General features: G+C 43.0%; 11 protein-coding genes. 4 read left to right on the plus strand and 7 right to left on the minus strand.

Annotated features, from left to right (window positions below; translation table 11 throughout):
• Positions 1 to 16: 16 nt before the first annotated feature.
• The 4 genes from dhaL to H6G97_RS08895 form a co-directional block, all read right to left on the minus strand.
• Positions 17 to 652 (minus strand): dihydroxyacetone kinase subunit DhaL, encoded by a 636-nt coding sequence (gene dhaL, locus H6G97_RS08880; protein WP_190940267.1) that lies wholly within the window; start codon positions 650 to 652, stop codon positions 17 to 19.
• 13 nt (positions 653 to 665) lie between these two features.
• A complete protein-coding gene (gene dhaK, locus H6G97_RS08885) occupies positions 666 to 1,739 on the minus strand; it encodes a dihydroxyacetone kinase subunit DhaK (protein ID WP_190940268.1) in 1,074 nt (357 codons plus the stop codon).
• 307 nt (positions 1,740 to 2,046) lie between these two features.
• Positions 2,047 to 2,922 (minus strand): MBL fold metallo-hydrolase, encoded by an 876-nt coding sequence (locus H6G97_RS08890; protein ID WP_190940269.1) that lies wholly within the window; start codon positions 2,920 to 2,922, stop codon positions 2,047 to 2,049.
• A 226-nt stretch (positions 2,923 to 3,148) separates the two neighbouring features.
• A complete protein-coding gene (locus tag H6G97_RS08895) occupies positions 3,149 to 3,910 on the minus strand; it encodes a 3'-5' exonuclease (protein ID WP_190940270.1) in 762 nt (253 codons plus the stop codon).
• 219 nt (positions 3,911 to 4,129) lie between these two features.
• On the opposite strand from H6G97_RS08895, the gene H6G97_RS08900 reads away from it, so the two are divergent.
• Positions 4,130 to 5,431 carry a pentapeptide repeat-containing protein gene (locus tag H6G97_RS08900; RefSeq protein WP_277883271.1) on the plus strand — a complete coding sequence of 434 codons (1,302 nt, stop codon included), beginning with the start codon at positions 4,130 to 4,132 and terminating at the stop codon, positions 5,429 to 5,431.
• Between the two features lie 66 nt (positions 5,432 to 5,497).
• On the opposite strand, the gene H6G97_RS08905 is transcribed toward H6G97_RS08900, so the two are convergent.
• The 3 genes from H6G97_RS08905 to H6G97_RS08915 all read right to left on the minus strand — a co-directional run bounded on the left by H6G97_RS08905 (position 5,498) and on the right by H6G97_RS08915 (position 7,997).
• Positions 5,498 to 5,719, minus strand: a complete 222-nt coding sequence (locus H6G97_RS08905; RefSeq protein WP_190940272.1) for a type II toxin-antitoxin system HicB family antitoxin — start codon at positions 5,717 to 5,719, stop codon at positions 5,498 to 5,500.
• 164 nt (positions 5,720 to 5,883) lie between these two features.
• Entirely contained in the window at positions 5,884 to 6,837 is a 954-nt protein-coding gene (locus H6G97_RS08910; protein WP_190940273.1) for a heme o synthase, read from the minus strand.
• A 218-nt stretch (positions 6,838 to 7,055) separates the two neighbouring features.
• Positions 7,056 to 7,997 carry a COX15/CtaA family protein gene (locus tag H6G97_RS08915; RefSeq protein WP_190940274.1) on the minus strand — a complete coding sequence of 314 codons (942 nt, stop codon included), beginning with the start codon at positions 7,995 to 7,997 and terminating at the stop codon, positions 7,056 to 7,058.
• A 505-nt stretch (positions 7,998 to 8,502) separates the two neighbouring features.
• Here H6G97_RS08915 and H6G97_RS08920 point away from each other — a divergent pair.
• The 3 genes from H6G97_RS08920 to H6G97_RS08930 all read left to right on the plus strand — a co-directional run bounded on the left by H6G97_RS08920 (position 8,503) and on the right by H6G97_RS08930 (position 12,168).
• Positions 8,503 to 9,588 carry a cytochrome c oxidase subunit II gene (locus H6G97_RS08920; RefSeq protein WP_190940275.1) on the plus strand — a complete coding sequence of 362 codons (1,086 nt, stop codon included), beginning with the start codon at positions 8,503 to 8,505 and terminating at the stop codon, positions 9,586 to 9,588.
• A gap of 102 nt (positions 9,589 to 9,690) precedes the next feature.
• Positions 9,691 to 11,427, plus strand: a complete 1,737-nt coding sequence (ctaD, locus tag H6G97_RS08925; RefSeq protein WP_190940276.1) for a cytochrome c oxidase subunit I — start codon at positions 9,691 to 9,693, stop codon at positions 11,425 to 11,427.
• A gap of 114 nt (positions 11,428 to 11,541) precedes the next feature.
• Positions 11,542 to 12,168 carry a cytochrome c oxidase subunit 3 gene (locus tag H6G97_RS08930; protein ID WP_100898841.1) on the plus strand — a complete coding sequence of 209 codons (627 nt, stop codon included), beginning with the start codon at positions 11,542 to 11,544 and terminating at the stop codon, positions 12,166 to 12,168.
• Positions 12,169 to 12,830: the final 662 nt, after the last annotated feature.

Consider the following 12,830-nt stretch of genomic DNA (forward strand, 5'->3'; position numbering starts at 1 on the left):
TTACGCGAATTTAATATTACCTAGAACTTTCCAATACGCCTAACAAACTCTTCAACATTAAATAAGCAGAAGTTCCTCCCGGATCTGGATGTCCAATACTCCGTTCCCCCAGGTAGCTAGCCCGTCCCCTTTTCGCCTGCATCGGTATTGTTTCTTGTAACCCCGTTTGGGCTGCTGCTACAGCCTGTTGCATGGCTTCGAGTGTTGCCTTACTTTCTCTTACAGCCTGTCTAAAAGCGGCTACAGCCGGAGATAGCACGTCAACCATTGTTTTGTCTCCTAGTTGCGCTTTGCCACGTTGTAGCACGCCGTCTAAGCCTGCTTGGAGTAGCCCTAAAACATCTTGTTTTGTTAATTCTTGCTTACCAACTACTGCTGTACTTGCTCGTAAAAACCAAGTGCCATAAAGAGGGCCACTCGCACCGCCAATGGAAGAAATTAAGGTCATACTCACAGCTTTGAGAATGTTGCTGATGTCCTTATCTGTAAGAGTTGGTAACTGAGCGCTTACCTTTTTGAAGCCGCGATCCATATTGATCCCATGATCTGCATCTCCGATCGCAGCATCTAATTCTGTCAAATATGCTTTATTCTGCTCTATATCCGTTGCATAAGCCTGCAACCATTGCAATATCTGCGGCTGACTCAACATAATTCGTAATTAGTTAAATTCCCCAGCGCCAACTTGGTGTTTTTACTGGTGCATCCCATAGCCGGATTATCTCATCATCTAATTTCAGCAGGGTAATGGAGCAACCTTGCATTTCCAGAGATGTGATGTAAGGTCCTATTAAGTTTCGCACAATTTGCAATCCTTGCTGTTCGCAGATTTGGGCGAGTTTGCGGTAAACAATATACAGTTCAGAAATTGGAGTTCCACCCATACTATTGACGAAAGCTAACAAGCGATCGCCTTTGGCAAATGGTAGGTTTGTTAGTTCTACATTTACCCATTCTCCTTTGTCTTCATCCCACTCGCGCAGTGTGCGGCTGTATGCTGCATCTTCAAGGAGCGATCGCGTCAATATTTCGGTAATCTCATCTACTGGTTTGATGGCTGTACGTTCTGTCCCTGGTTCCCCGTGAATACCGATACCTAATTCAATTTCGCTATCGCTCAACTCAAATGTCGGCGTTCCATTCGCGGGCACTGTACAAGATGTTAGAGCAATTCCCATACTCCGCCCATTCAGATTTACTCGGCGACATAAATTTGCTATTTGTGGCAAATCATACCCAGCCTCAGCCGCCGCACCACAAATTTTTTCTGCCAGTATTGTTGTTCCCACACCCCGCCGTCCTTGGGTATAGAGGCTATCCTTCACTGCTACATCGTCATCAATCAAAATATTTAGCGATCGAATGCCCTCACTACGGGCTAACTCCGTTGCCATTTCAAAGTTCATCACATCGCCACTGTAATTTTTGACGATATAAAGGATACCTGAACCTCCATCTACAAGCTTTGCGGCTTCTAGCATTTGGTCAGGAGTTGGTGAAGTGAAAACCTCACCTGGACAAGCTGCATCAAGCATTCCTTTGCCCACGAAGCCAGCGTGCATTGGTTCATGTCCACTGCCACCACCAGAAATAATTGCTACTTTACCCGGAATAGGTGCATTGGCGCGATAGACAAAAGCGGGATCATAGTTCAGTTTAATTAAATCGGAATGAGCCGCCGCCATACCTTCTAGACTTTCCCGCACAAAGTCTTCCGGCTTGTTGATCAGCTTTTTCATAATCCGTGTTTGGTAAAAAGGGTGCTAAAACCCAGGTTATAGCGCTTCTGGTTTGTATGCAATATAATCTGACCTCTCTCTAAATCTCTCTACTAAAAAGCTACGGTGTAGACACAAACCCACAGTCATATTTTTATTAATAAATCTTTCACAGTGTTTCTATCCCGCCTCGGAATGAATTCCGAGTTTCATAGCTTAAGTCCACTCAAGTGGACTAAATGATCAATTCAGTCCACTTGAGTGGACTTTCGCTATCAGCCCTGAACTTCAGTTCTGGGCGAGATGTCGGTGAATATGACAGTTTCACTCAATTCAAAGATTCCATCCACTCAATACACTTGTGCATCTGCTGGTGCATGGTTTCCTTATCAGCATGAAATCTTCGCCCATGACCTGGTAGCACCCACTCAAAAGAGTAATTAGCCAAGTTACGCATTGATTTAATCTGTTTTGACCAAGAACACCAGCAGGCATTGTGGAATGCAGCCAGTTGGTGCAAAGTTTCTGACCAAGCGAGATGATCGCCAGTGAATAGAAACTTATTTTTGTAGAGTAAAACAGTTTGTCCTTTGGTGTGACCGGGAACTGGGATAATTAATAAATCTGGTGTCAAAGTAAATGCTTCAGAACCAGTTAACTGTATTTCTACATTGCGAGTATCCGCAGTAATATCATCAACGTGGAGGATGCGATCGCACTGAAAATGCTCGGCAAACTTTTGATGATCGGCCACATCATCCTTATGAGTTAGGTACATATAACGAATTGGCCCCAGTTCTTCTAAACGTTTGACTAAAGGCGCCGTAAAACGGGGAGAATCCACCAAAATATTACCTTCTGGAAGTTGAATTAAATAGCTAGCAGCACCGTAAGATTTTTCAGAATGATAGCCGCAGTGGTAAACATTTTCCGCTACTAATATTGGAAACTTTTCTTGAGCAACTTTGATATCTTTTGGTTTCTCAACAGTGCCAATAGAACTAGTAGGACATGCCAAAAGTGCTTCAAGCGCTGCCAATCTTTCCGCCTCATTCGATGGTTGATGATAAACAGCCGATTGATCATCAACATCATAAAATACTTCAGGAGCCATCCAGCGACAGGTATCACAATCAATACAGGTAGTATCTACATAAAAATCGCCGTTGACATTTTGGGGACGACGCTGATTTAAATGAGCCATATTAATCCTTTTGCTTCCAGGCGCTTACTGGGGAGCGATAAACCTTATATGACTACGCTAGCAAAAGTAACTTGAGACTGTAGACTTCTGAAGGTTAGATATAGGCTATCTTAGAAAAGACAGCCTATCTAGACTTGAAGTTAAAGATTGATCGCACCTCTAGCCAACGGCTGGAATAATATAAGCGCAATCGCTCTATTTCAGGAAAAAATAAACTTCGTCTAGATTACTGACAAAATTCAATTGGGTTTACCATAAAAGGAAGTTCTTTGGTATCATCCACAGCCATTTTTCTTACCCAACTCTTAAGTTCAGGAATCCATTTAAACCCAGCCTTTTTTGCAAGTTCCCTATTGTCATAGGTTACAAGAGCTTTAAACCAAGCTTTGGGTCTTAACGCCATTTGAAACATGACGTTTAGGTTCTCCATCCGATCAAAAAGATATGCGATCAATTGACAGTCTGTTAATGCCCTATGATTTCCAAAAATACCAACATCATGCGCTGCTGCTAATTCAATAAGAGACTGACCAGATCGGATTTGACGAGGCCATTCAAATTCAGTACAGGTACAAACCCAACGAAGTGGTTCATTTTTAGAGTTCAATAAAACAGGTAGTAGACTCTTCCCATTATTTGAAGAACCAAACCACTTCTGATCAAACTCAGCATTGTGTGCGACAATAACCTGCGCCTTCTTTGCCATCTCAGTTATCATCCACACACTTTCAGCCACTTGTTCTTCTGTTATTTCCATTAACGGTGCTGGTTTAATCCGGTTTATATGCTCTGCCGGATTATTCTGTGCTGGCAGAAGAGCTGAATATTGTTTGATAGTGGTTTGGTGTTTCACCGAATACAGAATAGCTCCTAACTCTATAACCTGCCCTGTCTTAATGTCTAAGCCTGTGGTTTCTGTATCAAGAATTAGAACCTGATCGGGTATAGGAAACTGAGCATTGGATGAAACGAAGGAATTTTGGGTCATAATAGAAGTAGAAATAAATAATTGAAAACATGCCTACCAAGTTGGAAGCTTGGGGGCATTTTTTTGGCTTTTTACAGCCCAATATATACACGTTACTTTGCCGATGTTACTTTGTCAACACTAGCGTGATTAGTTTAATTAGTGTTAATACGGTAGTGGACTTACTATTCACTAGCGCTATATTGTTATAGACTTCTTAATTAACGTTGTAGAGAATTTATGAGAAAAATTTGCTGTAAGTTAAAGCATTTTATGGAAAAACAGGATTTATCCCAATATCAACTAGCTAAAGTGACTGGTATTAGTGTTAATGCTATTGGCAGGCTTTACAAGGAGGAGTTTGACCGGATTGACTGTAACACGGCTGCGGTTTTATGCGAGTACTTCCACTGTGACTTAGGCGAATTGTTTCCACTTGTAGCTGGCTCCTCAGCACGAGTTAAAAAGGATGAAATTCTACACAAATATCAAGCTGGAGAGAGAGATTTTTCTGGAGTAGACCTGACAGAGGCAAATCTCAGTAGTGTAAACTTAAGCGGCGTAAACCTAACTAGAGCTATTCTTGCTAGAGCTATCTTACAAAAGGCTAATTTAAGTAAGGCAAATTTGGATCAAGCAGACTTGGGAGAAGCAGATATGAAAGAGGTAAACCTAAATTCTGCGAACCTAAGAGCAGCAAAGCTTAGTTCAACTAAATTAGTTTCTGCAAACCTGATCTATGCCGAATTGAGTGAGGCTGATCTCAGCGAGGCTGATTTAGAGAAAGCAGATATGAGATGGGCAAACCTTAGTAGAGCAATCTTAAAAGGAGCAAAATTAGATAATACAAATATAGTCAGAGCTAATTTAAGACAAGCAGACTTGACGAATGCCAAACTTAAGAAGGCAAATCTAAGTTGGGTAGACTTACGTGAAGTCAAGCTTATCAATGCTGATCTTAGTGATGCGACGCTAGAAGGTGGCAGCCTAACTGATACTGATCTCAGTAGAGTAAATCTTAGTAGAGCCAATCTTAATCAGGCTGATCTTAGCAGGGCCAACCTCAACAATGCTGACCTTACTAATGCCAATCTAACTAGAGTAAATATCAATGGAGCTAATCTTAGCCAAGCTAACCTGACTCAAGCCAATCTTAGTGAAGCCAACTTCAAAGACGCTGATGTAAGTAATATCATTTTGACTGGTGCTAATTTGAGCTACACAAACTTGAGCGGCTTTAACCTAAATAGCATTAATTTAAGTGGGGCAAACTTAAAATGCACTAATCTTAGTAATGCCTCTCTAAAGGGTGCGAACCTTAGTCACGTTAAATTTGATGATACAGATATAAAATGTGCTGACTTAACTAATGCTGACCTTGCTGAGACTCAACTTTCTGCTTATGACCAGTATGGTGTGATACAGATGAAAGCGGATATAAGGGGAACAATATCGCCTTCAGGAGATGTTTACAATGATGATACTACTAATGGTATAGATAATGAGCGCAGTCCTGAAGACGAGTTATCTGAAAATTTCTAGTTGTTAGGCTTCAATTGATTTTTGCTGAGAGAGTGATTGCAATAATTTTTGATCAAGTTTCTAGAATTAGGTAACTTCGTCATCAAGTATTGATAGAGTATGACCCAAACGCAATCCTAAAATAATCCATCCTTCAAGAGCATCTTGCAAATCTTCCTGGCAGCCTTCTAGTGTTGCAGCGTTTGCCCAAACTCCTTGACATTCTGGAATTTCACTATAAAAAGTTCCATCCTCAAGTAACTCGTAGGTTGCTTTGTGCAATGCTGTACGAATGTAATTTGTCAACATTTAGATTCTTACAACTTCATTTAGCTTTTTGATCGATTTGCCTATGACTAAAATTTTACTTTTAATCGCAAATCAGCGAAACTCTAATTATTATGTATATTTTTTAATTTCCAAAAATGCGATCGCGCCCCTTTACCAAACGCGATCGCTAAATTTTCCATCCCCTAACCAATAAAATGCAGATGATTACTCACCACACTAATTAAATTATGGGTAACGGGAAGACTATCAACTACCATCCCCAGACACAACAGCATCATGTATGAGATGGAGAAGAGAAACAACTCTTTAGCTACAGCGCGATCCTCTGGATTTTGCAACAAACGCCAAGATTTGTGGATAAATAATCCTCCCAGAATTAGGGCGATCGCAGCATAAAGAATTCCACTTGCGCCCAAGGGATAAACCAATAACACGGTTGCAAATACTGTTACCAGCGTATAGTACCAAATCTGCTTTACAGTTACCGTAGTACCTTCAATCACAGGTAACATTGGTATCCCAACTTTTGCGTAGTCATCTTTAATCATCAGAGCTAGCGCCCAGAAATGGGGTGGTGTCCATAAAAAGACGATGGCAAAAATCAGCCATGCTGACCAGCTTAATGTCCCTGTGACAGCAGCCCAACCCACTAAAGCCGGAATTGCCCCAGCCGCACCACCAACAACGATATTCTGAGGGGTGTGTCGTTTCAGCCAGTGGGTATAAACCAAAATATAAAAGACGATGCCAGAGAAAGCTAGCAGCGCGGCTAATAGATTGGCAAATACTGCCAAGAGTGTAAAGGAAATTGTCGCCAGTGCGATCGCAAAAATTAGAGCATCACGCGGCTGAACCTTACCCGAAGGCATCGGACGATGGCGCGTCCGCTCCATGTCATAATCAATATCCCGGTCATAGACACAGTTAATCGTCTGGGCGCTTGCAGCAGCCAAAGTGCCACCAGTGAGAGTTACTAGCAACAGCAATGGGTCTACTTCTCCCTTAGCAGCAATCCACATACTCCCAGCCGTGGTAATCAAAAGCAACGGAATAATCCGAGGCTTCGTTAGCTGGTAGTAACTTTGAACTACCTGTAAAAATGTTTGGTGGTGGCGAGAGACATTAGTCTCAATCATTTTGGCTCTGGTTCCTTATTTTTCAACAACTTATATACAGCCCCCGCTCAAGGTGGCTCTTTCAGGCAAATGAAACACAGATTTTCTGCACCTGCGTGGGTCGCAATACTCGCCGTTGCGGCCATAGTTTAGTAGAGACGCGATTAATCGCGTCTGTACAGGAGTTAGGAGTTAGAAATTTTTCCTTCCGTTACTCCCCCTGTTCCCTCACTCCATACTCAGCAGTCATTGCTCAACACTGTGATGTCGCGGCTAGTAGCCCAGTCACGCAGTGCGAGAACTGTGAAAGCCACCAAAGTACCCAGCAAAGCAGCTCCTATAACTTGATGAGAGACGGTGAGAGGCTCAACTTGGAGGTGTAATTTGAAAGTGGCGAATCCCAACAAGATTTGTAAGGTTAACAACCCACCAGCTATATTTGCCAGTCGCCGTAAGGCTGGATGTAGTGCTGGTGTCCGCCAACAGATAAATACCATTGCCAAGGTTGCCACTGTCGGCGGCACCAAACCAGCAATATGGCTGTACATTACAGTACAAAGTTGAGAACCGCCGAGGCATTGGTGTAGCGCCCAGCGAGAGCCTACCAAAGCACCTAGCAAACTTTGCAGGTAAACCAGAATAGCGGCAGTTAAACCGACCCAAGGCAACTTACCAACGGTTCCATTTCCCTGATATGGCGTGAGCGCTGTGCCGATAATCAGGAGGGTGCTAAAAAATAACAGCGCCGTTCCTAAGTGGGCGGTAACGATATCAAACCGCAATAGTTCGGTGACGGTGAGTCCACCCAAGATGCCTTGGAAGACAATTAAAAATAGGGCGAATGTTGATGCCCAAGGCAGCCATTTGGGTAAGAAACGCCGATGCCACCAGGACAAACCAAAGAGTGCGATCGCGCTTACACCAATTAAAGCTGCATCCAATCTGTGAAACCACTCCAAAAAAACTTGGAGATTCATTTGCTTGGCTGGTACCAGTTCGCCATAGCATAAGGGCCAGTCTGGGCAAGCAAGTCCAGCATTCATCACGCGGGTGGCGCTGCCTATTGCCATCAAAATTAAGGTGGCTATGCATATTTTCCACACCAAGCGACGAATCATTTCCTTGGGTTTTTGCTGCTCAACTGCCGCTTCATTTTGTTGTTGTAGGACAAATTCGCTCATGAAGGATACCTTCTGCCCGCTCTTGGTGGATCTCTTAAAATTTTCAATTTTCTTTTAGTGTCCCATCTCCACCCTAGCGTATAGGCTAAGGGTTTATAGATTAGCACTCACTTATACTTTGAATCACTCCAGAAAGGTTTTGCCTGAAGCTTTAGGTATTTTTCAAGATGTGAAAAATTGATTAATCACAATTAATTTAAACATTCTAAATTTTTCCTTAAGTTTTTCCACTGATTTTAGGAGAAGGCAGCAGGAAATAATTATGAATGAAAACTTTAGTTTTGGGTATAAAACCCAGTCGTTAAATCCCATACTTTTAAATGCATCTGGGTTACTCCTACCTTCTACCTCCTGCCTCCCGATAGTCACCTTGTACCCAAAATTAGTAAAATAGTTAAAAAAATTAATAAAAATTTCAGACCTTTGTACTCCATGCCTTCTAGCCTAGACTACCTTAGTAAGTGAGCAGCTTTAAGATAACGTAGTAAATTCAATTAAGTAAGCCGTGAAGATTCCAAGTTCAATCTGGACATTACTGATTGGCATCGTGCTAACGCTAGTCAGCCTTTGGTACGGTCAAAATCACGGACTGTTGCCAGCAGCAGCAAGTGATGAAGCGGTATTAGTGGATGGTCTATTCAACGCGATGATGATCATTTCTACAGGTATATTCCTGCTCGTAGAAGGTATTTTAATTTACTCTGCATTTAAATACCGTCGGCGTGCAGGTGACAATGAAGACGGCCCACCAGTTGAGGGCAATGTACCTCTAGAAATTCTCTGGACGGCGATCCCAGCAATTATCGTTATCGGCATTTCTGTTTATAGCTTTGATGTGTACAACGAAATCGGTGGCTTTGATCCCCATGCCATTCATGAAGCGCCGATGATGAATCAGGAGTCAATGGCAATGCCTGGAAGTGCGATGGCGGCAACTTTAAGCGATACTCCTCCCAGCACCGAACCCAACCTCAATCAAGAAAAATCTGATGAGGCAATGCAAGACCCAGCTACCGCAGAAGTCCGCAATGCTGACCAAATTCCCCAAAAGCGGAATGCTCCTGGTGTCGGTAGTGTTGCTCCGACAATTGGGGGAACTCCTGATAAAGCAGGCAAACCAGCAGGATTACAAGTCAATGTCACAGGCCTACAATATGCGTGGATTTTCACTTATCCTGAAACTGGTATAACTACAGGTGAAATGCACGTACCCATCGGGCGAGAAGTGGAAATCAATATGACAGCCAACGATGTCATCCATGCCTTTTGGGTTCCAGAGTTCCGCCTGAAACAAGATGCGATCCCCGGTAGGCAAAGCGAGATTCGCTTCACCCCCAATAAAGCAGGAGATTATGTCCTAATCTGTGCTGAACTTTGTGGCCCCTACCACGGTGCAATGAGAGCGCCAATAGTCGTTGAGCCAGAAGAAGCTTTTGACAAATGGATGCAAGAACAGCTAGTTGCCAGCAAAGAAACACTAAATCAAGCCGTTGCTGTTAACCCTGCGAATCTATCCCCAAATGAATTTCTCGCTCCTTACACCAAGGACATGGGAATTAAGCCAGAAATCCTCCATCAAGTTCACCATTAGTCATTGGTCATTGGTCATTAGTCATTAGTCATTGGCTTAAATAAATGACAAATGACGAAGGACAACTGACAAAGGACAAATGACAAAAGATAACTAACGACTATGACCCAAGCTCAAGTGCAAGAAACTGCCAACGCCCCTGCTCTTGTTGAGGAGCAAGGGATCAGAAAATGGCAAGACTACTTTAGTTTCAACACCGACCATAAGGTGATTGGGATTCAATACCTAGTCACTACATTCATTTTTTACTGTATCGGTGGGGTGATGGCTGACTTGGTTCGTACAGAACTGCGAACGCCAGAAGTCGATTTCGTCACCCCTGAAGTCTACAACAGCTTATTTACGCTGCACGCCACGATCATGATTTTCTTGTGGATCGTGCCAGCTGGTGCGGGTTTTGCTAACTTCCTTATCCCATTGATGATTGGGGCAAAGGATATGGCATTCCCACGCTTGAATGCTGTTGCCTTTTGGATGATTCCCCCTGCGGGTATATTGTTGATCGCTAGTTTAGTGGTAGGCGATGCACCGGATGCGGGTTGGACTTCCTACCCTCCCCTGAGCTTGGTAACAGGTCAAGTAGGTGAGGGAATTTGGATTATGAGCGTCCTCCTACTAGGTACGTCATCGATTTTAGGGGCAATCAATTTCCTCGTCACATTGCTCAAGATGCGTATCCCTGGTATGGGAGTTCATCAAATGCCTTTGTTCTGCTGGGCGATGTTTGCTACCTCGGCGCTGACTTTGGTATCTACACCAGTGCTAGCAGCTGGTCTAATTCTGCTGGCTTTTGACTTATTGGCAGGAACGACATTTTTTAACCCGACTGGCGGTGGCGACCCAGTTGTGTACCAGCACATGTTCTGGTTTTACTCCCACCCAGCCGTTTACATCATGATTTTGCCCTTCTTTGGGGCAATTTCAGAAATTATCCCGGTGCATTCCCGCAAGCCGATTTTTGGCTATAAAGCGATCGCTTATTCGTCTCTTGCCATCAGCTTTTTGGGGCTAATTGTTTGGGCGCACCACATGTTTACCAGTGGTATTCCCGGTTGGTTGCGGATGTTCTTTATGATCACCACCATGATCATTGCCGTACCCACAGGAATTAAAATTTTCAGCTGGTTAGGAACCATGTGGGGTGGAAAAATCCGGCTTAACACTGCCATGCTGTTCGCAATGGGTTTTGTTGGCACCTTTGTGATTGGCGGGATCAGTGGCGTGATGTTGGCAGCAGTGCCCTTTGATATTCACGTTCACGACACCTATTTTGTGGTGGCACACTTGCACTACGTTCTTTTTGGTGGTAGTGTTCTCGGTATTTATGCAGCGATTTACCACTGGTTCCCGAAAATGACGGGACGGATGGTAAACGAATTTTGGGGTAAGGTTCACTTTGCCTTAACAATAGTTGGTCTAAACATGACCTTCTTACCCATGCACAAGCTGGGATTAATGGGCATGAACCGCCGCATTGCCCAGTATGACCCCAAATTTACCTTTCTCAACGAAATCTGCACTTATGGCGCTTACATCCTAGCAGTTTCGACATTCCCCTTCATCATCAATGCGATTTGGAGTTGGTTATACGGCGAGAAAGCTGGTAATAATCCTTGGAAGGCACTGACCTTAGAGTGGATGACAACCTCGCCACCTGCGATCGAGAATTTTGATCAAACTCCAGTACTAGCTACAGGCCCCTACGATTACGGTTTGGAAAAGGCTGACGAAGGTGTACCTTTATCTGATCCCGATCCAGTCTTGTCTGGCGGTCCAAACTCAGTATTGAGAGCAAAACCCGATCCAGCCGTTGCTGCTAATCCCGAAGACCGTAAATAGAGTTATGAGTCAAAAGTGAAGAGTTATGAGTTATGAATGATGAGTTATGACAATTTCTAACTCCTAACTCCCACTCCCCATTCCCTATTCCCCATTCCCCACTTATAAAAATTCATGCAAAGTCAAACTATTGACCCAGCTAAAACCGAACTAAATCATCACCACGCGGCGGAAGCGTCCGTCGGCCATCACGAAGAACATCCAGACCATCGTATGTTTGGGCTAATTGTCTTTCTGATTGCTGAAGGGATGATTTTTATGGGGTTGTTCGGAGCCTACTTGGCTTTCCGTGCTACCTTACCCGCATGGCCGCCAGCAGGTACTCCAGAATTAGAACTATTGTTACCTGGAGTCAACACCATCAATCTAATTTCTAGTAGTTTTGTCATGCACAATGCCGACACTGCTATCAAAAAGAATGATGCGCGGGGTGCCCAGATTTGGTTAGCAATTACGGCTGCAATGGGTGCTATCTTCTTAGTGGGTCAAGTATATGAATATACCCATTTAGAATTTGGTTTAACTACCAATTTATTTGCTAGTGCATTTTACGTTTTGACTGGTTTCCACGGATTGCACGTTACTATCGGCGTTTTGGCAATTGTTGCCGTGTTATGGCGATCGCGCGTTCCGGGTCACTACAGTAACGAAAAGCACTTTGGCATTGAAGCAGCCGAAATCTACTGGCACTTCGTTGATGTAATTTGGATTATTCTGTTCGGATTACTGTATCTACTGTGAGTATTAATTATTAGTTGTTCATTCAATGCGGACAACTGAATAGGCCCCCACTAGGGGGCTTTTTTCATTAATAGAATGCTGTCGTTGCAGTTAGCTGCGCTGATATGAAATTATTATTTTATCTATCGGCTGGGAGCAAAATCTAAATTAGGACTGTTTCTAGAAGATTAAATATCTGGAAAGTTATCTAAAACGTTTTTTACTTTCTATAAAACAGTTTTCTCCTTTACCTAGTAAGAGTTGCAGAAAATATATTAAAATCAGCGTAGACTTTTTACACTATGAGTTTTGCTAAATGCAACTGATACAGCCACGAGTAAAAGGTGGGAAATGTTGGAAAAGTTGGATGTTTTGTAGAAACTATTGAATAAAGCTAGAGGATTGACAAATTACACCTATTTACCTCAAAATTCACCATTAGATATTTACCTCAAAGCCTTATCTGCTGTTTTTTCTATTTATCGAACGTTACGTTGATATTCCAGCGCGATCAGGGTTAGTAATGACTAAAATTTGGTGACAAAATTATGGCGGATGCTGTAAGGATATTTGTGCCTTTAAATGCCACTGTTTAAGGTTTTGTCAGCAATCAGACCCAACATTTAAAATAAATCTTCTAACTTTTGAAGCTTGTCTTCTGCCGAAAGTAATAAATACGTTTG

This window comes from Nostoc flagelliforme FACHB-838, from assembly GCF_014698065.1.
GTDB lineage: Bacteria > Cyanobacteriota > Cyanobacteriia > Cyanobacteriales > Nostocaceae > Nostoc > Nostoc flagelliforme_B.

Coding starts and splice junctions, on each gene's coding strand:
- H6G97_RS08900 (WP_277883271.1), top strand. CDS start 4,130: ATGAGAAAAATTTGCTGTAAGTTAAAGCATTTTATGGAAAAACAGGAT.
- dhaL (WP_190940267.1), bottom strand. CDS start 652: ATGTTGAGTCAGCCGCAGATATTGCAATGGTTGCAGGCTTATGCAACG.
- H6G97_RS08905 (WP_190940272.1), bottom strand. CDS start 5,719: ATGTTGACAAATTACATTCGTACAGCATTGCACAAAGCAACCTACGAG.
- H6G97_RS08890 (WP_190940269.1), bottom strand. CDS start 2,922: ATGGCTCATTTAAATCAGCGTCGTCCCCAAAATGTCAACGGCGATTTT.
- dhaK (WP_190940268.1), bottom strand. CDS start 1,739: ATGAAAAAGCTGATCAACAAGCCGGAAGACTTTGTGCGGGAAAGTCTA.
- ctaD (WP_190940276.1), top strand. CDS start 9,691: ATGACCCAAGCTCAAGTGCAAGAAACTGCCAACGCCCCTGCTCTTGTT.
- H6G97_RS08910 (WP_190940273.1), bottom strand. CDS start 6,837: ATGATTGAGACTAATGTCTCTCGCCACCACCAAACATTTTTACAGGTA.
- H6G97_RS08930 (WP_100898841.1), top strand. CDS start 11,542: ATGCAAAGTCAAACTATTGACCCAGCTAAAACCGAACTAAATCATCAC.
- H6G97_RS08895 (WP_190940270.1), bottom strand. CDS start 3,910: ATGACCCAAAATTCCTTCGTTTCATCCAATGCTCAGTTTCCTATACCC.
- H6G97_RS08915 (WP_190940274.1), bottom strand. CDS start 7,997: ATGAGCGAATTTGTCCTACAACAACAAAATGAAGCGGCAGTTGAGCAG.